Raw genomic sequence first — 17,598 nt, 5'->3', positions numbered from 1 at the left:
AATGTGTTCGAGCATGGGGCGCTGAAGGCCGGCGAGACCCTGATGGTCCACGGCGCCACGTCCGGCATCGGGACAACGGCGATACAGATGGCCAAGGCGGCCGGCGCCAAGGTGATCGCCACGGCCCGAGGGGCGGACAAGGCCCGCCAGGCTCTGGAGCTCGGCGCCGACATCGCCATCGACACAACCGCCCAGGACTTCGCCGAGGTCGCCCTGGCCAATGGCGGCTGCGACGTGATCCTGGACATGGTCGGGGGCGACTACTTCGCCAAGGATCTGGCGGCCCTGAACACCGGCGGCCGGTTGGTCTTCATCGCCGCCCAGGCCGGCGGCAAGGTGGAGCTGAACATCGGCGCCCTGATGCTGAAGCGCGGCGTGATCACCGGCTCGACCCTGCGGCCCCGCAGCGCCGACGAGAAGGCCCGCCTGGCCGCCGCCGTCGAGGCCACGGTCTGGCCATGGATCGCCGCAGGCCAGCTGCGTCCCCAGATCGACAGGACCTTCCCCCTTGAGCAGGCGGCCCAGGCCCACGCCTATCTCGAGACCGGCGGTCACCTGGGCAAGGTCATGCTCACGACCTGAATTCGAGGCCCTGAGCTTGCGCCAGTACCGGAGGCAAGAATGACGGCGGCGCTTCCGCGTCGGCGCAGATGCAGGCCCGTCCCGCGAGCGCCGGTCGCGGATACGCGAAGCGACCGCCTCCAGCGGCACAACCCGTTGTAGGCCAACGGATAGTTTGTGTCAGACTTGTAAGATCATAAGCGTTGACGCTGGGATAAGGCTCGCCCACGCTTGCTGACGGTTGTGTCTGCTCTTCGGCGCCATACGCGCTGCGGCGCAGACGCGACACAAGAACGACCGCGTCCGTTACAGAGGCGTGGCAGGGAGGACCGCGCAGTGACCCGCAATTTTCTTGCGGTTGAGCCTGGGGACCTGGGGCCAGCCCCGTCCAGGCACAGGATTTTTGATGTCCCTTTCACGGCGCGGCCTGCGCCGGGGCGCGCGTTCGCGCCTGCATTTGACCGTCTTGCCGCCCGGAGATTTTGATGACGGCGATCCCCTCAGAGATTCCCCCTCTGAAGCTGCACACCAAGCTGCTCTATTCCCTGGGCTCGGTGGCGAATGCGGTCAAATCCCGGGGCCTCGCGACCTTCCTGATGCTGTTCTACAATCAGGTGGTGGGATTGCCCCCGGCCACGGTGTCGGGCGTCCTGATGCTGGCCCTGATCTTCGACGCCTTCGTCGACCCGCTGGTGGGGCAGGTGTCGGACAATTTCCGCTCCAAGCTCGGGCGACGCCACCCCTTCATGTACGCCGCGGCCCTTCCTGTCGCCGTGGCCTACTTCCTCCTGTGGAATCCCCCCGGCGGATGGAGCGATCAGGCGATCGTGGCCTGGCTGGTCGCCTGCCTTCTCACCGTCCGCCTGTTCGACACCTTCTTTGAGCTGCCCTCCTCGGCGCTCGCCCCTGAACTGACCCGCGACTACAACGAGCGCACCAGCCTGGTGTCCATGCGGGCCTTCTTCACCGTGGTCGGCGGCCTGGGCATGACCGTGGCGGCCTATCAGTATTTCCTGGCCGAAAACCCTGACGGCTCAGGCGGCATTCTGGCCCGGGACGGCTATCTCGCCTATTCGGCGGTCTCGGCCGTGCTGATCTTCGTGGTCATCCTCGTGGCGACCGCCGGCACCCACAGCCGCATCCCCTATCTGGTCCAACCGCCGACTCGGAAGATCACCTTCAAGGCCATGGCCCGTGAGGTGGCCCACACCCTGAACAACCGCGCCTTCGTCATCGCCACCCTGACCGGCATGTTCATCGCCGTGGCGGCGGGCTCGAAGAACGGCCTGGAGATCTATTTCGCCCTCTATTTCTGGGAGCTGACCCAGGGCCAGCTGGCCATCCTCACCACGGTCAGCGTGGCCGGCAGCCTCGCCGGCGTGCTCGTCGCCCCCCACATCGCCCGGGCCATGGGCAAGAAGCACGGGGCGATCCTGATGTTCGCCAGCGCGCTGGCCGTCGGCATCACTCCCATCGCCCTGCGCCTGGTGGGCCTGATGCCGCCCAATGGGACGGACCTGCTCTTCTGGATCCTGCTGACCGAGACCTTCTTCAATTCCGGCATGGCCGTGGCCACCGGCGTGATGCTGTTCTCCATGGTCGCCGACGTGGTCGAGGACGCCGAGGTCAAGACGGGCCGCCGCTCCGAAGGGCTGCTGCTTTCTGCCGACAACCTGTTCAAGAAGATCGTCTCGGGCGTCGGCATCTTCATCGCCGGCGCCGTGCTCAGCATGGTCAGCTTCCCCGAGGGCGCGCGCCGCGGCGAGGTTTCCCCGGAAATCCTGCAGAATATGGGCCTGATCTACCTGCCCCTGGTCACCCTGCTCTACGGCATGGGGATCATCTGTCTCTCCCTGTTCAACATCGACAAGGCTAAGCACGAGGACAATCTCCGGATCCTCGACGAGGCCGGCGCAAAGGCCACGGCGGCCGCCCACGAGGCGACAGACACCACCGCCGAGCCCCTGCCCGGCGGCCCCGCCCCCATCGGCTCCAAGGCCTGAGGATCAAGATACATGACGGCCACTTCGACCCCGGCTCCGGCTGCGGCCTCCGCTGACCGACGCCTCAGCCTCACCACGCGCCTGCTCTATGGCGCTGGCGGCGCCGCCAGCGCGATCAAGCAGCGGGGCCTCTCAACCTTCCTGCTGCTGTTCTACAACCAGGTCATCGGGCTGCCGCCGCAGATGGTCTCCACGGCCATCATGTTCGCCCTGATCTTCGACGCCTTCGTCGATCCGACGGTGGGCCAGATCTCGGACAACTTCCGCTCGCGCTGGGGCCGGCGGCACCCGTTCATGTATGTCGCCGCCCTGCCCGTGGCGGTCGCCTTTTTCCTGATCTGGAATCCCCCGGCCGGCTGGGAGCAGGCGCAGGTCTTCGGCTACATGCTGGCCTGCCTGCTGGTCATCCGACTGTTCGACACCTTCTTCGAGTTGCCGTCCTCGGCGCTCGCCCCGGAACTGGCCAAGAGCTACAACGACCGGACCAACCTTATCGCCCTGCGCGGCTTCTTCGGCGTGGCCGGCGGCCTGGGCATGACCTTGCTGGCCTATCAGGTCTTCCTGCGGGAGAATGCGGACGGCACCGGCGGCGTGCTCGTTCGAGACGGCTATTTCAACTACGCGCTCTGCGCCTCGGTGCTGATCTTCATCATCATCCTGGCCTCGACCGCCGGCACCCACAAATATATCCCCGAGCTGCGCCAGCCGCCCGCGCGTAAGATCACCTTCATCGGCATGGCCCGCGAGGTGGCTCACACGCTCAACAACCGCTCCTTCGTCGTCCTGACCATCTCGGGCATGTTCATGTCCATGTCGCTGGGCGTGAAGGGCGGGCTCGAGCTCTACTTCTTCCTCTATTTCTGGGAGCTCACCCAGAGCCAGCTGTCCCTGCTGACCGTGGCCGGCGTGATCGCCAGCGTCATGGGCGTGTCGCTGGCCCCCAAGGTGGCGGCCAGGATGGGCAAGCGGAATGGCGCGATCACCATGTTCGCCGGGGCCGTGGTCGCCCTCCTGGGACCGATCGCCCTGCGTCTGCTCCACCTGATGCCGGCCAATGGCACGGACCTTCTGTTCTGGATCCTGTTCGTCGACGTCATCGCCAACGGCGCCATGGCCATGATGACCGGCGTCATGCTGGCCTCGATGATCGCCGATGTGGTCGAGGATTCGGAGGTCAAGACCGGCCGCCGCTCCGAGGGGCTGCTGTTCTCCTTCGACAACCTGTTCAAGAAGGTGGTCTCCGGCGTCGGCGTCTTCGTCTCCGGCGCCGTGCTGGCCTTCGTGTCCTTCCCGCAAAGCGCCGTCCGCGGCGGGGTGGACGACGAGGTGTTGCGCAACATGGCGCTGATCTATCTGCCCACCCTGCTGTTCTTCTACGCCATCGCCATCGGCTGCCTGTTCATGTTCAAGATCGACAAGGCCGCCCACGAGGAGAACCTGCGCAAGCTGGAAGAGACCGCCCTCAAGGCGGAGGCCGCCCGGGAGACCGGCCCGACCTCGCCGCCGGTGACCGGAGCCTGAAGCCTGCGCGGCGGGCGCCCGCCGCTCGGGGATGCGAATTCCCGGGCGGCGCCCTTGTCTGAAAGCTGAAGCGTCACTTAGATGCGCCGGCCTGTTCGCAGGCCGCTTTCAGTACGCGTCGCCGGCCTGGCGCCGCCTTCGGCCAAGGATCGACCGTGACCGCCAGCGCCGTGCGCCCCCCGCGTAAGACCCTCAGCCTGCCCACCAAGCTGTTCTACGGCTTCGGCACCGTCGCCTTCGGGGTCAAGGACCAGGGTTTTTCCTACCTCCTGCTGATCTTCTACAATCAGGTCATCGGCCTGCCGGCGCATCTGGTCGGGCTGGTGATCATGATCGCCATGATCTTCGACGCCATTTCCGATCCGCTGATCGGCCAGGTGTCGGACAACTGGCGCTCGAAATGGGGACGCCGCCACCCGTTCATGTACGCCGCGGCCCTGCCGGTGGCGATCACCTACGGCCTGTTATGGAACCCCCCGGAGCTGTCCCAGACCGGCATGTTCTTCTACTTGCTGGCCGTCGCGGTGATGATCCGCACCTTCATCACCCTCTATGAGATCCCGTCCACTGCGCTCGCCGCCGAGCTGACCACCGACTACGACGAGCGCACCAAGGTGCTCAGCTATCGGTACTTCTTCGCCTGGTGGGGCGGGCTGACCATGGTCCTGCTGGCCTTCCAGGTCTTCCTGCGGCCGAGCGCAGAGTATCCGGTCGGACAGCTCAACCGCGACGGCTATGTCACCTATGGCCTGGCCGCGGCGGGCATCATGCTGTTCGCCATCCTGGTCTCGGCCATCGGCACCCACCGGCACATCCCCGACCTGGTGACGCCGCCGAGGCGCAAGCTGACCTTCGGCCAGGTGCTGAAGGAGATGGCCGGAACCCTGTCCAACCGCTCTTTCCTGGTCCTGATCATGGCCGGCCTGTTCAACGCCATGGCCGGCGGCCTGACCCTGTCGCTGAACCTCTATTTCAACACCTATTTCTGGGAGCTGTCGGCCGCGGAGATCTCGCTCTTCGCCATCGGCAACTTCATCTCCGCGGCGCTGGCCTTCGGCCTCGCCGCGCCCTTGTCCAAGCGCATGGGCAAGAAGGGCGCGGCCCAGCTGGCCAAGATCGCCGCCTTCTTCATCGGCGCGGCTCCCATCACCCTGCGGCTGCTCGGCGTCTTCCCCGACAATGGCGAGCCGATCGTCGTGCCGCTGCTCTTCCTGCAGACGACCCTGTCCACGGGACTGTCGATCACGGCGGCCATCCTGATCGCCTCGATGATCGCCGATGTGGTGGAGGATTCCGAGCTGAAGACCGGCCGCCGGTCTGAGGGCCTGTTCTTCGCCGCCGCCAGCTTCGTCAACAAGGCGGTGTCGGGCATCGGCATCTTCGCTTCCAGCATGATCCTGCTGGCCATCGCCTTCCCGCAGAACGCCCAGCCGGGCCAGGTGCCCGACGAGGTGATCTTCGATCTGGGGCTGTTCTATGTGCCGCTGCTGGGTCTGCTCTACGCTGCGGCCGTCGCCTTCGTGGCCTTCTACGCCATCACCCGGGACAAGCACGAAGCCTCGGTGCGCCAGCTGGCGGCCGAGGCCGGCGCCGACGGGATCGAGACGCCAGGGCCGCAATAGGGCTTAGCGCTTCAGGGCCTGAACACGCCCATCAGCATCGGCCGGACGAACACCGCCGGAGCCGCCTTCTGCCGCACGCCCGGCACCCAGAAGGCGAGCTCGGCCCCGGCGTTGAGGGTGGCGGCCAGCATCTGGGCGGCGATGAACGGGTCCACCGGCCGGATCGAGCCCTCGGCGATGCCGTCGGAGATCATCGAGGCGAAGCGGTCGGACACCCGGTTGAAGTCCTGACCCATCTCCTTGCGGATCGGTTCGGGCAGGGCGCTGAGCGCCGAGGAGCGCAGCAGCGGCCCATAGTCGGAGAGCTGGTATTCGGCCAGGGCGGCCGCGGCGCTGGAGAGCTTGTTCCACTGGTCGCCGTCCCGGGCCATGGCCAGCCGCTGGACCCGGCGCATCACCTCGAAACTGCGCTCGAAGCAGGTGACCACCAGGTCGTCCTTGGCCTCGTTGTGATGATAGAAGGAGCCCTTGGTCACGTTCAGCTCGGCCGAGATCCGGTCCACTGAGGCGCCCTTGTAGCCATGGGTGTTGATCAGCCGGGTGGCGGCCCGCAGAAAGGCGTCGCGGCTCATTTCCAGGCCCTCGCCCGGCGCCAGTTCCGACATGGCCGGCAGCTTCGGCGCCCATTCGGCGCCCGGCACGGCCAGGCCGTTCAGCAGGATGTCGCACATGCGCTCGCGGATGCGCGGATAGTCCTCGGGGTCGTACTTGGGCAGCCAGGAGGCCGACCAGAAGATCTGCTCCAGCAGCATGTGCGTGCGGGCCGTGCGCCGGCCCCGGGTCAGCCAGGCCAGCTCCGGGGCGTCGAAAATCTGCCGCATCCGGCGGAAGGCCTTCATATAGGCGGCGAACACCTCGCCACGGCGCGGCTGGTTCAGGGCGCGAATGTCCGACAGCACCGGCAGGGGCGGCGCCTGGCCTGTCGCCGTCAGGCGCAACCGCTCCAGGTGAAGATCAAACACCCGGGCCAGTCGCTCGGCGGGGTCATCGATCGTCTGGGCGCTCTCGGCCAGATGGGCCAGCCAGTCGACGCCGCGCATCAGGCAGGCCGCGGCCAGGTCGTCCTTGCGCTTGAAATAATAGGTGACGCTGGTGGTCGACAGGCCGACGGCGCCGGCCGCGACGCTCAGGGTCAGGCCTTTGACCCCCAACTGGTTGAGGATCACCGTCGCGGCGTCGAGGATGTCCTCGCGCTTGCGTTCGTATCGATCCGTCGCGCGCGCGACGTTCCGTTCGCCCATGGGGATGACGGCTCCAATCCTCGGCGGCCCTGCGTGGGGAGACCCAGGAACCGGCGCAGCCCCCTCTCTATCTACACCTTGACGCAAAGGTAAAGCGGAGGTCGCGCCGGTTCTCGCACAACCCGCCTCAGCCGATGGCGCCGACCGTGGCCAGGGCCACGCCGCCGTCCACGGCGATGGTCTCGCCGACCACATAGTTCCCGGCCCGGCTGGCCAGGTAGATGGCCGCGCCGGCCATGTCCTCGTCACGGCCGATACGGCGGGCGGGGATGGCCTTGGCCACCGCGTCACCGTGATCGCGGGCGGTGCGGTTCATCTCCGAGGCGAAGGCGCCCGGCGCAATGGCGCTGACCACGATATTGTCGGCGATCAGGCGGGCGGCCAGCCGGCGGGTCAGATAGATCAGCCCCGACTTGGACGCGTGATAGGAATAGGTGTCCTGCGGGTTCAGGCGGATGCCGTCGATCGAGGCGATGTTGATCACCTTGGCCGGCTGGTCGTGGGTGCCGGCCTTCTTCAGGGCCATGTGCAGGGCCTGGGTCAGGAAGAAGGGGGACTTGAGGTTCAGGTCCATCACCTTGTCCCAGCCGTGCTCGGGGAACTCCTCGAAGGGCGCGCCCCAGGCGGCGCCGGCGTTGTTCACCAGGATGTCGAGCTTGTCCTCGCGCTCCTCGATGGCCTTGGCCAGGGCCTGGCAGCCGGCGACGGACGACACGTCCTGCGGCAGGGAGATACAGGTCCCGCCGCCTTGCGACAGCTCCTCGGCGGCGGCGTCGCAGGCGTCGGCCTTGCGCGACGAGATATAGACCTTGGCCCCCTGGGCCAGGAAGCCGGCGGCGATCATCTTGCCGATGCCGCGCGAGCCGCCGGTGACGAGGGCGGTGCGCCCCTGGAGGGTGAAGAGATCGAGCGCCATGACGCGCCTCCTTTGCCTATGCGTTTCCCTTGTCCCGCCTGCCCTAGCGTGAGGCCGGCGAGCCGTGATCGGGGGCGAGGCCGATTGACTCAGCCCCGTCCTGTCAGGCCTATAACACGCGTTTGAATCAGCCAGGTCGCCCGTCCGAGAAGCGGCCCCCACGAAATTCGAGGACGCGCATGAGCCAGATCAATCCGGTCACCGACCTGACCCTCGACGGCGACGTCGCCGTCATCACCCTGAACTCGCCACCGGTGAACGCCCTGTCGGCGGCTGTCCGCCAGGGCCTCTTCGAGGCCTTCAAGCAGGCCGACGCCGACGTCGCCGCCAAGGCCATCGTGCTGATCTGTGACGGACGCACCTTCATCGCCGGCGCCGACATCACCGAGTTCGGCTCGGCCATGGCCGATCCCCAGCTGGCCGACGTGCAGGACGTCATCGAAGGCGCGTCCAAGCCGGTGATCGCCGCGATCCACGGCACAGCTCTGGGCGGCGGCCTGGAGGTGGCGCTCTGCGCCCACTACCGCGTGGCTGTGCCTTCAGCGCGCCTCGGCCTGCCGGAGGTCAATCTCGGCCTGCTGCCGGGCGCCGGCGGCACCCAGCGCCTGCCCCGGGTGGTCGGCGTCGAGAACGCGCTTTCCATGATGACTTCGGGCCGCCATGTGCCGGCCAAGGAGGCCGCCAGCCTCGGCCTGGTGGATGAGCTGGTGGAAGACGGCAAGCTGCGCGAACAGGCCATCGCCTTCGCCCGCAAGGTGGTGGCCGAGGGCCGGCCGCTGGCCAAGATCCGCGACCAGAACGACAAGCTGGAAGCCGCCAAGGGCAAGCCCGAGATCTTCGAGAATTTCCGCAAGGCCAATGCGCGGAAGTTCCGCGGCTTCCTGGCCCCGGAGTACAATATCCGCTGCGTCGAGGCGGCCGTGAACCAGCCCTTCGAGGAGGGCCTGGCCACCGAGCGCAAGCTGTTCAACGAGCTGATGAGCGGCTCGCAGTCGGCGGCCCAGCGCTATGCCTTCTTCGCCGAGCGCCAGGCCCAGAAGATCCCCGACGTGGCCGATGACACCCCCATCATCCCGGTGAACAAGGTCGGCATCATCGGCGCCGGCACCATGGGCGGCGGCATCGCCATGAACTTCGCCAATGTCGGCATCCCGGTGGTGCTGACCGAGGTCAAGCAGGAGGCCCTGGACCGGGGCCTGGCCACCATCCGCAAGAACTATGAGCGCACCGCCTCGCGCGGCGGCATCACGGCCGCTCAGGTCGAGGAGCGCTGCGCGCTGATCACCGGCTCGCTGGAGATGGAGTCGCTGGCCGATGTCGACCTCGTCATCGAGGCGGTGTTCGAGCGCATGGACATCAAGAAGGACATCTTCACCAGGCTGGACGCGATCTGCAAACCCGGCGCGATCCTGGCCACCAACACGTCTGGCCTGGACATCGACGAGATCGCCGCGGTCACCAAGCGCCCGGAAAGCGTCATCGGCCTGCACTTCTTCTCGCCGGCCAATGTGATGAAGCTGCTGGAGATTGTCCGCGCCGACCACACCAGCAAGGAGGTGATCGCCACCTCCATGAAGCTGGCCAAGAAGATCGGCAAGGTCGCGGTCCTGGTGGGCGTCTGCCCCGGCTTCGTCGGCAACCGCATCCTCGGCCAGCGCCAGCGCGAGGCGCAGAAGCTGGTCATGGAAGGCGCCATGCCCTGGGACATCGACCGCGTCCTCTACGACTTCGGCTTCCCCATGGGGCCCTTCGCCATGAGCGATCTGGCCGGCCTCGATATCGGCTGGGTCAAGGAACGCTCCAAGGGCGAGAGCATCCGCGACGTCCTGTGCGAGATGGACCGCCGCGGCCAGAAGACCGGCGCCGGCTATTACGACTATGACGAGAGCCGGACCGCCAAGCCCTCGCCGGTGACCGAACAGGTCATCAAGGACTTCATCGTCAAGACCGGGGCCAATCCCCGCGAGGTGACCGACGAGGAGATCCTCGAGCGCTGCATCTATCCGATGATCAATGAGGGCGCGAAGATTCTCGAAGAAGGCAAGGCCATCCGCCCGTCCGACATCGATGTGGTCTGGCAGAACGGCTATGGCTGGCCGGTCTATCGCGGCGGCCCCATGTGGTACGGCGACCATGTCGGCCTGCCCAAGGTGCTGGCCAAGATGCAGGAGTTCCAGGCCAAGATGGGCGATCAGTTCAAGCCCTCGCCCCTCCTCGAAAAGCTGGTCGCCGAGGGCAAGTCCTTCAAAGACCTCTAAGACTCCTCCCCGAATTCCAAGAGAAGCAGGATCCTTCCATGCGTGAAGCTGTCATCGTCTCCGCCGCCCGGACCCCCATCGGCAAGGCCTATCGCGGCGCCTTCAACAACACCACCGCCCCCACCCTGGGCGGCCACGCCATCGCCGCGGCCGTCGCCCGCGCCAAGGTCGACCCGGCCGAGATCGACGACGTGGTGATGGGCGCGGCCCTGCAGCAGGGCACCACGGCCCAGAACATCGGCCGCAACGCCGCCCTGCGGGCCGGCCTGCCGGTCAGCGTCGCGGGCATGTCGATGGATCGCCAGTGCTCGTCGGGCCTGATGGCCGTGGCCACCGCGGCCAAGTACATCACCCACGACGGCGCGCCGATGGCCATCGGCGCGGGCCTTGAGTCCATCTCGCTGGTTCAGAACGACAAGATGAACCTGTTCCGCGCCCGGGACGAATGGCTGGCCGAGCACGTTCCGGAACTTCAGGTCTCGATGATCGAGACCGCCGAGATCGTCGCCGATCGCTACAAGATCAGCCGCGAGGCCCAGGACGAATACGCCCTGCAGTCCCAGCAGCGCACCGCCCAGGCGCAGTCCGAGGGCCGGTTCGCCCAGGAAATCGTGCCGATGACCACCACCATGATGGTGTTCGACAAGGCCACCGGCCAGGCGTCGGAAAAGGAAGTCACCATCGCCCAGGACGAGGGCAACCGTCCCCAGACGACGCTGGCCGACCTGCAGAAGCTGCAGCCGGTGTTCAAGGGCGGCCGCTATGTGCAGGAAGGCAAGTTCGTCACCGCCGGCAACGCCAGCCAGCTGTCGGACGGCGCCGCGGCGCTGGTGCTGATGGAAGCCAAGGAGGCCGAAAAGCGCGGCCTGGAGCCGCTGGGCGCCTATCGCGGCATGGCCGTGGCCGGCTGCGGGCCTGAGGAGATGGGCATCGGCCCGGTCTTCGCCATCCCCAAGCTGCTGGCCCGCAACGGCCTGAAGATGGACGACATCGACATCTGGGAGCTGAACGAAGCCTTCGCCTCGCAGCTGCTCTATTGCCGCGACACCCTGGGCATCCCCAATGACAAGCTGAACGTCTCGGGCGGCGCCATCTCCATCGGCCACCCCTATGGCATGACCGGCGCCCGGTGCACGGCGCACATCATGTACGAAGGCAAGCGCCGCGGGGCCAAGTACGGCGTCGTCACCATGTGCGTCGGCGGCGGCATGGGCGCGGCGGGCCTGTTCGAAATCTTCTAGGTCGAACGCCATCCTAACGACAGAGGGGCCGCTCCAGCCGGGGCGGCCCCTTTTTCATGCCTGATCGAGCGTCAACTTTTTTGCGAACCGATTGCAACTAATCCTTCCCATGGGCCATTGATGCACTATATGGAAATCGTCGACACGAAAGATTGAGACGATGAAACGCACTGTCGCCAAGACCCTTACCTATAGCGTCATGCACCTGATCGTGGCCTTCACCGTGGCCTACGTACTCACCCGGGATTGGCGGGCGGCGCTTGCTATCGGCATGGTGGAGCCTCTGTTCCAGACCATCGCCTTCGCCTTCCACGAACGCGCCTGGGCGAGGGCTGACGCCCATGCGGTGGCGCCCCCCCGGGGCGGAACCCCTGCCTAGGCTCGGCCGTTCGACAGCAAGCTGAGCTGTAACCAAAAAAGGAGCTATTTCATGGTCGAAAAGATCAAGACCGGCCTCGATGCAAGCGATCGCAAGGCCGTCGCCCAGGCCCTCTCCAAGATGCTGGCCGACACCTATGCGGTCTATCTCAAGACCCACGGCTTCCACTGGAATGTCCGCGGCCCCAATTTCTCGTCGCTGCACGCGCTGTTCATGGAGCAGTACACCGAGATGTGGCAGGCCATCGACGATGTGGCCGAGCGCATCCGCGCCCTGGGCGAACTGGCCCCGCAGGGCTATGGCGCCTTCGGCAATCTCAGCTCGATCAAGGACGGCGACCCCGAGGGCGACTCCCAGTCGATGCTGCAGGCCTTGACCGCCGACCACGAGACGGTCATCGCCACCTGCCGCGACGCCCTGGCGCTCGCCCAGAAGGCCGAGGACGAGGCCAGCGCCGGCATCATCACCGACCGGCTGGAAGCCCACGAGAAGCACGCCTGGATGCTGCGCGCGACGCTCGGCGGCAAGTAGGCTTCAAGGCTGAGGGTCAAGGCCCGCGGCGATCTCATCGACGCGGGCGACCCAGCAGCAGTCATGACGTTCGGACCAGGTCGCCACCAGGCCCTGCGGCCCAGCCAGCCGCTGGGCCGTTTCCTTGACCACGGCCGGGCGCACGACCGGATCGAAGGCGCCGGTCAGATGAACCTGGGGCGCCGTGATCGGCGGCAGATCGGCGGGATCGAGACCCCGCAACGGACTTAAACCCCGACTGCGTGTCCATGCGGCGACATCCAGGGGCGCGGCGATCGTCACCAGGCCAGCGACATCTTGGCGTCGCGCGGCGACCAGGGCGGCCATCACCCCGCCGCCGGACCATCCCACCAGAACCACGCGCCCAGCCCCGGCCCTTGACATCAGGGCGCTGACCGCGGCGTCGGTCATGGCCGCCGCCTCTTCGGAGAACCTGTGGGTGGTCCAGTCGGCGGGTCCGCAAGCCTCGTCCTGCACGTACTGGCAGGGCCGTCCCAGCCAGGCGGCGGGGCCAGGCCAGGCCCTGGCGAGTTCGAGCCCCACCGCCCGATCCGGCGTCGGATCTGGGCTCGCCCGTCCTCGACGATCATGGGCCCGGCCGTCCCCTTCGATCACGATGGTCAGGGTCCTGGCCGGCCGGACGTCAGACGGCATGGCGGCGGCGAGGGTTCGCCCCGCCGCCGCCACTTCGAACCGCATCCATCCGTCGCCCAGGGGGTCGGCGTGTCGGGCGGCGACAGGAGATGCGATCAGCAGCGGCGCCAGGAACAGGGGTGTCAGGCGCCGCCACATGGGTTGATCAGAAGGCCCGGCGCAGGGTCACGCCGAAGGTCGACTGGGTCTCGTTGGACTTGCCCACCAGGGCCTGGGCGGTAAAGGCGATGCTGAAGCGCTCAGCCACCGGAATGGCGACGCCAGCCCCGATCAGGCCGTAGTCCCGGTCCACGCCCGGCGCATCGTCGGTCTGGTGGTTGAAGCTCGCCGACACATAGGGCAGCCAGGCCGCCCCGGTGTAGAACAGCGAAGCCCCTCCGGAGACCACTGTCATGTCGACCTTGTTCCCGGCGATCGGCCGGTTGGCGTTGTCCTGATAGGCGTCGGTCTCGGACGAGGACGAGGCCAGGCCAAGGCTGGGGATCACGACCCAGCTGTCGCCCAGCGCCTGCTGGGATTCCACCGCCACCGAACCGAACACCTGGGTCCGCTCGGTGGTCCCGAAGCTGCGCAGGGCGCCGGCGTTGCGACCGTACTCGACATCAAAGGCGCCGTAGCCCACCGAGGCCGTCAGGCGCAGGATCGGGTCCTGCGACCAGCTGGCGTAGAGGCCGCCGTTCCAGCCGTCGGTCTCATAGGTGGCCGCAGGCCCTTCCAGGTCCGTGCGGCTGTGGGCCACATAGCCCCCCAGGATCACATCGCCCGCGGTGACGTCGAGGCCGAGCGCCACGGCGCCGCCATAGCCGTCCTGCGCCGAGCCGGCCCGCTTGTCTTCGACATACGAACCGGTCGCGTTGATCCAGGCGCCGGCCGAGGGCGCCCCCGCGCCGGCCGAGGCCCCGCGATAATCGCCATTGTCGGTGCGCAGCATTGGCAGCTGGGCCTGCAGGGCCGCCATGCCGATGGCCCGCAGACGCCCGTTCACGAAACCTTCCAGGCTGCCGATCTGCATCCGGTCGCCCACCAGGGCCATGAACAGCTGGTCGGCCTCGGCGTAGGTGATCAGCTGCTGTTCCGGCAGCGAGAGGGTCACGACCGAGCCGTCGGGATTGGTCACCGTGATCGAGCCATCGTCGATCACGGGCGGCGTTGTGGGGGTGGTCGGCGTGGTGGGGGTCGTCGGGGTCGTGGGGGTCGTCGGGGTCGTGGGCGTGGTGGGCGGCGTTGTTGGGGTCGTCGGCGTCGTCGGAGTCGTCGGTGTCGTGGGGGTCGTCGGCGGCGTGACCGGCGGCGAGGTGGACGGCTGACCGAAGGCGACGGCGCAGGCCCCCGTGCCGCTCACGGCCTGGGTCACGGTGTTGACCTGGCAGGTGAAGGGGGTGGTCGCGCCACCCTGGCTGATGGTGCCGGTATAGTCGATGACACTGGCGCCCGGGACGACGCTGGTGAAGTTCACCGTCGCCGGATTGGCGCCGAACTCCGGCCCGCCGCTGATCTTGATCGTGATGTCGTTCAGGCTCCGGAAGGTCGTCACGATGGTCGTGCCGTCCGCCAGGGTGACGGTGCTGTCGGCCGCTTGGGCCAGGGCCGCGCCCGCGGGCGCGGCGAGGGCGATAACGAGGGCCGAGAGGCCGGCCGCGAACAAACGCATGATGGAGAACCCCTGAAAGGACTGTGCAAATCTGTTGCACCTCCTCCACCACGGGTCGGTCCTGCGCCGCATGATCCATCTGGACTATGCGCCCCCGCTCGCCGGCCCCCAGGGTGACCTGCGGCCAGGAAAAAGGGCGGCGCGGATGATCCGCGCCGCCCTAGTCTGTCGCTAAAGCCGATCGAGCTTAGAAGCGGTACTGCAGCTCGACCCCGAAGGTGCGAGGGAAGTTGAGCTTCACGGTCTGGCGGAAGGTGCCAAGGCTCGTCACAGAACCCGGGGTCGAGCTCTGATAGGCCACTTCGTCGGTGGCGTTCTTCACATAGCCAATGATCGTGAAGCGATCCTCCACGTCCTTCCAGATGGCGCGCAGATCAACGATCTCGTTCGACGGCGCGGTGTAGCGCGGTGAGCCGAACACGCCGGTCTGCATGTCGTCGGTATAGGTATAGGTGGCCCCCAGGGTCAGGCTGCCGGGGGTGAAGTCCATCGTGTAGTTGCCGCCCACATTGATCTTGTGTTCCGGCGTCATGGGCAGGCGGCTGCCGACCAGGCTCTGGGCCCGGCTGCCATTGGGCAGCGGCGCGCCCACGGGACGGGCCCCTGCCTGGGCGGCCGTCGGATCGTTGGCGTCCACGTAGCAGCAGCCTTCGGTGATCTCGGCGTTGATATAGGCGTAGCTGCCGAAGAACTGCAGACCCTGGATCGGCGCCCACTGGGCCTCGAGCTCAACGCCCCAGTTGCGGGCGTCCAGGTTGAGGAACTGGCTGCCGGTGGAGCCCGTCGTGGAGTTGAGGACCACGGTGAGGGGCGCCTGGAAGCCCTTATAGTCGGCGTAGAACACGGCGCTGTTGAGCTGGAACACGCCGCCCCAGGTCTTCTTCAGACCCAGCTCGTAGTTGTCCACATATTCAGCATCGGCGTAGGGGAAGGGCGTCAGGCCGTTGGAGGCCAGCCACCCGCCCGACTTGTAGCCGCGGCTGTAACGAAGATAGGCGTTGGTGTCGATGTCGGGCTGCCACTGGACGCCAAGGGTGCCCGTGAAGGCGTCGTACTCAGCGCTCAGATCCCGCTCAAGACCGCCGCCCGGCGCCGCCCGAAGGTTGCTGTACAGGGGGTTGGCCTGGCACGAGGCGATGGTCGGACCGCCGCAGACCACGAAGGTCGTGAAGTCGACCGCAAGGCCCTGGCCCACCGCCGCCGGAATACCGCCGGCCGCCAGGACCGTGGTGGTGGTGTTGGTCCGCGACACATATCGGGCGAAGTCGGTGCCGGTCTTCTCGTCCTTGGACCAGCGCAGACCGGCCGTCAGGGTCCATTCCTCGGTCAGGTCATAGTCGATCTGGCCGAAGACGGCGTAGGAATCGACCGCCAGGGTGCCGTCGACGAACAGGTAGTTGCCGTCCGGGTTGGGCGGCGCGAGACCGCCCGTCGCCAGGTTGATCGGGTTCAGCATGGCGGGATCATCCAGGACGCGCAGGCCCTGGGGCTGCGAGTAGTCCTGGTGGTACTGATAGAGGCCGGTGATCCACTGCAGCGGACCGTCGGAGTTCGACGACAGGTTGATCTCGTTCGAATACCAGCTCTGGTCTTCCTCGTAGAAGAAGCGCTGGTTCGGCGAGACATTGGTCGCCGTATAGGCGCCGAAGGGCGTGGCGGCGGGGATGCTGTAGTTCCCCGTGCGGGCCGACCGGTCCTCGTCCCCATTGGTGTTGTAGACGTACTCCTGGTAGCCGGCGAGGTACTTCAGGGTCGCGCCGCCCAGGTCCCAGGTCAGGTCGAAGTGCAGGCGATGGTGGTCGCTGAGCTTGCCCTCATTGGTCTGGTTGGTGTTGATCTTGTACTCGTCCGTAGTGCCCGGATTGACCCCGCCGAACCCGTAGGTCGGGTTGTAGTAGAGGGCCGCATTGCCGAGACCGGTGATCGAGGCGGTGTCATAGGGCGTGATGACCGCCTCGTGCACGTTGCCGACGCCGTAGGAGTCGTCCCAGTCGAACTTCGAGTAGCGCAGGCGCGCCACGATGTTCTCGCCCAGGTCAGCCTCGACCTGAGCCTCGAGCATGTAGCGCTTGACGGCGCTGGTGTCGCCGGCCGGGCCGATATTGTCGATGAAGCCCTCTTCCCGGCGCTGAAGCGAACCGCCAACCAGGAAGCGGAGGCCTTCGGTCACCGGGCCGCTCAGCAGCAGGTCGGTCTGCCAGGTGCCGTAGTTGCCCACCGCGCCCCGGAATTCGCCTTCGAACTCATAGGCTGGCCGCTTGCCGATGATGTTCAGGGCGCCGCCGACCGAGTTACGGCCATAGAGGGTGCCCTGGGGGCCGCGCAGAATTTCGGTCCGCTCGATGAACAGGGACGGAGTCGAGGAGTCCGCCATCGAGTTGGAGAAGATGCCGTCGGAATAGAGGGCCACCGACGGGTCGGTGCCGATGGCGTTGGTCAGGCGACCAAAGCCCCGGATCGAGAGGCGGTCATTGTTGGTATAGGCCACGCTGGGCGACGAGCGGGCGAGGTCCTCGACCGTGGCGATGCCTAGAAGGTCGCGACGCTCGCTGGTGTAGGCCGTGACCGCGACGGGCACGTCCTGCAGGCTCTGGTCACGGCGCTCGGCGGTGACGACGAGCTCTTCCAGCATGGTGGCTTGTTGAGCGAAGGCGGGCGTAGCCGCAACGATGGCCGCCGTCGAGACGCCCATAACGAAAAGGCTGCGCAAGCGCAGTGTGTGGTTCATTGGTTTCCTCCCAGCCGCCGCAGGCTCTTTTTTGGCCCGTCGTGCGAAATTGATAAAACCAAGCTGGACCAGTCGAACACTGTTCGGATAGGCGAAAATTCAAACAGGCGTCGCCACGCGAGAATGAGGCGTGCTGGCGCGCGTATGACGGGAATTCAGCGCCGTGAGACCAGGACTTCCAGGCCCAGAACGGCCTCGCGCACAGTCTCGGAGTCGAGTCGTCCAGGCCCGCCCCGGGCCAGGGCCAGGGCTGCGACTCCCCGGGCGCAGGCCCAGATCGCCTGGGCGACCT

At 66.9% G+C, this 17,598-nt stretch carries 13 protein-coding genes; 8 read left to right on the top strand and 5 right to left on the bottom strand.

The genetic code is table 11. The features are described 5' to 3' along the window. The 4 genes from V7702_RS13570 to V7702_RS13555 form a co-directional block, all read left to right on the top strand. Window positions 1-582, top strand: a 582-nt coding sequence (locus tag V7702_RS13570) for a zinc-binding dehydrogenase (RefSeq protein ID WP_335650634.1), incomplete at its 5' end; no start/stop codon positions are given. Window positions 583-1,046: 464 nt separating this feature from the next. Continuing rightward, window positions 1,047-2,564 carry an MFS transporter gene (locus tag V7702_RS13565; RefSeq protein WP_335650633.1) on the top strand — a complete coding sequence of 506 codons (1,518 nt, stop codon included), beginning with the start codon at window positions 1,047-1,049 and terminating at the stop codon, window positions 2,562-2,564. A gap of 12 nt (window positions 2,565-2,576) precedes the next feature. Next, window positions 2,577-4,085 carry an MFS transporter gene (locus tag V7702_RS13560; RefSeq protein WP_335650632.1) on the top strand — a complete coding sequence of 503 codons (1,509 nt, stop codon included), beginning with the start codon at window positions 2,577-2,579 and terminating at the stop codon, window positions 4,083-4,085. Between the two features lie 155 nt (window positions 4,086-4,240). Further along, window positions 4,241-5,707, top strand: coding sequence for an MFS transporter (locus tag V7702_RS13555; RefSeq protein WP_335650631.1), 1,467 nt, complete (start codon window positions 4,241-4,243; stop codon window positions 5,705-5,707). A gap of 11 nt (window positions 5,708-5,718) precedes the next feature. Here V7702_RS13555 and V7702_RS13550 read toward each other — a convergent pair whose 3' ends face one another. Together V7702_RS13550 and V7702_RS13545 are read right to left on the bottom strand one after the other, a co-directional pair. Next, window positions 5,719-6,948, bottom strand: coding sequence for a TetR/AcrR family transcriptional regulator (locus V7702_RS13550; protein ID WP_335650630.1), 1,230 nt, complete (start codon window positions 6,946-6,948; stop codon window positions 5,719-5,721). 127 nt (window positions 6,949-7,075) lie between these two features. Then, entirely contained in the window at window positions 7,076-7,864 is a 789-nt protein-coding gene (locus V7702_RS13545) for an SDR family oxidoreductase (protein ID WP_335650629.1), read from the bottom strand. 179 nt (window positions 7,865-8,043) lie between these two features. Between V7702_RS13545 and V7702_RS13540 the strand changes: the two genes are divergently transcribed. The 4 genes from V7702_RS13540 to V7702_RS13525 all read left to right on the top strand — a co-directional run bounded on the left by V7702_RS13540 (window position 8,044) and on the right by V7702_RS13525 (window position 12,273). After that, window positions 8,044-10,122, top strand: coding sequence for a 3-hydroxyacyl-CoA dehydrogenase NAD-binding domain-containing protein (locus tag V7702_RS13540; protein WP_335650628.1), 2,079 nt, complete (start codon window positions 8,044-8,046; stop codon window positions 10,120-10,122). A 38-nt stretch (window positions 10,123-10,160) separates the two neighbouring features. Next, complete coding sequence (locus V7702_RS13535; protein ID WP_335650627.1) at window positions 10,161-11,363, top strand: acetyl-CoA C-acyltransferase; 1,203 nt, start codon at window positions 10,161-10,163, stop codon at window positions 11,361-11,363. Between the two features lie 160 nt (window positions 11,364-11,523). Further along, complete coding sequence (locus V7702_RS13530; protein ID WP_335650626.1) at window positions 11,524-11,742, top strand: DUF2061 domain-containing protein; 219 nt, start codon at window positions 11,524-11,526, stop codon at window positions 11,740-11,742. 51 nt (window positions 11,743-11,793) lie between these two features. After that, window positions 11,794-12,273: a Dps family protein gene (locus tag V7702_RS13525; RefSeq protein ID WP_335650625.1), complete on the top strand. Its 480-nt coding sequence runs from the start codon at window positions 11,794-11,796 to the stop codon at window positions 12,271-12,273. A gap of 3 nt (window positions 12,274-12,276) precedes the next feature. Here V7702_RS13525 and V7702_RS13520 read toward each other — a convergent pair whose 3' ends face one another. The 3 genes from V7702_RS13520 to V7702_RS13510 all read right to left on the bottom strand — a co-directional run bounded on the left by V7702_RS13520 (window position 12,277) and on the right by V7702_RS13510 (window position 17,306). Beyond that, window positions 12,277-13,065, bottom strand: coding sequence for an alpha/beta fold hydrolase (locus V7702_RS13520; protein WP_335650624.1), 789 nt, complete (start codon window positions 13,063-13,065; stop codon window positions 12,277-12,279). Window positions 13,066-13,072: 7 nt separating this feature from the next. After that, window positions 13,073-14,578, bottom strand: a complete 1,506-nt coding sequence (locus V7702_RS13515) for an autotransporter outer membrane beta-barrel domain-containing protein (RefSeq protein WP_335650623.1) — start codon at window positions 14,576-14,578, stop codon at window positions 13,073-13,075. Between the two features lie 187 nt (window positions 14,579-14,765). Continuing rightward, on the bottom strand, window positions 14,766-17,306 hold the full coding sequence (locus V7702_RS13510) for a TonB-dependent receptor (RefSeq protein WP_335650622.1): 2,541 nt from the start codon (window positions 17,304-17,306) through the stop codon (window positions 14,766-14,768). Window positions 17,307-17,598: the final 292 nt, after the last annotated feature.

Origin of the sequence: Phenylobacterium sp., from assembly GCF_036963605.1 — a bacterium.
GTDB lineage: Bacteria > Pseudomonadota > Alphaproteobacteria > Caulobacterales > Caulobacteraceae > Phenylobacterium.
Note: the sequence above shows the minus strand (reverse complement) of the source record. Positions and strands in the feature narration are given on the sequence as shown.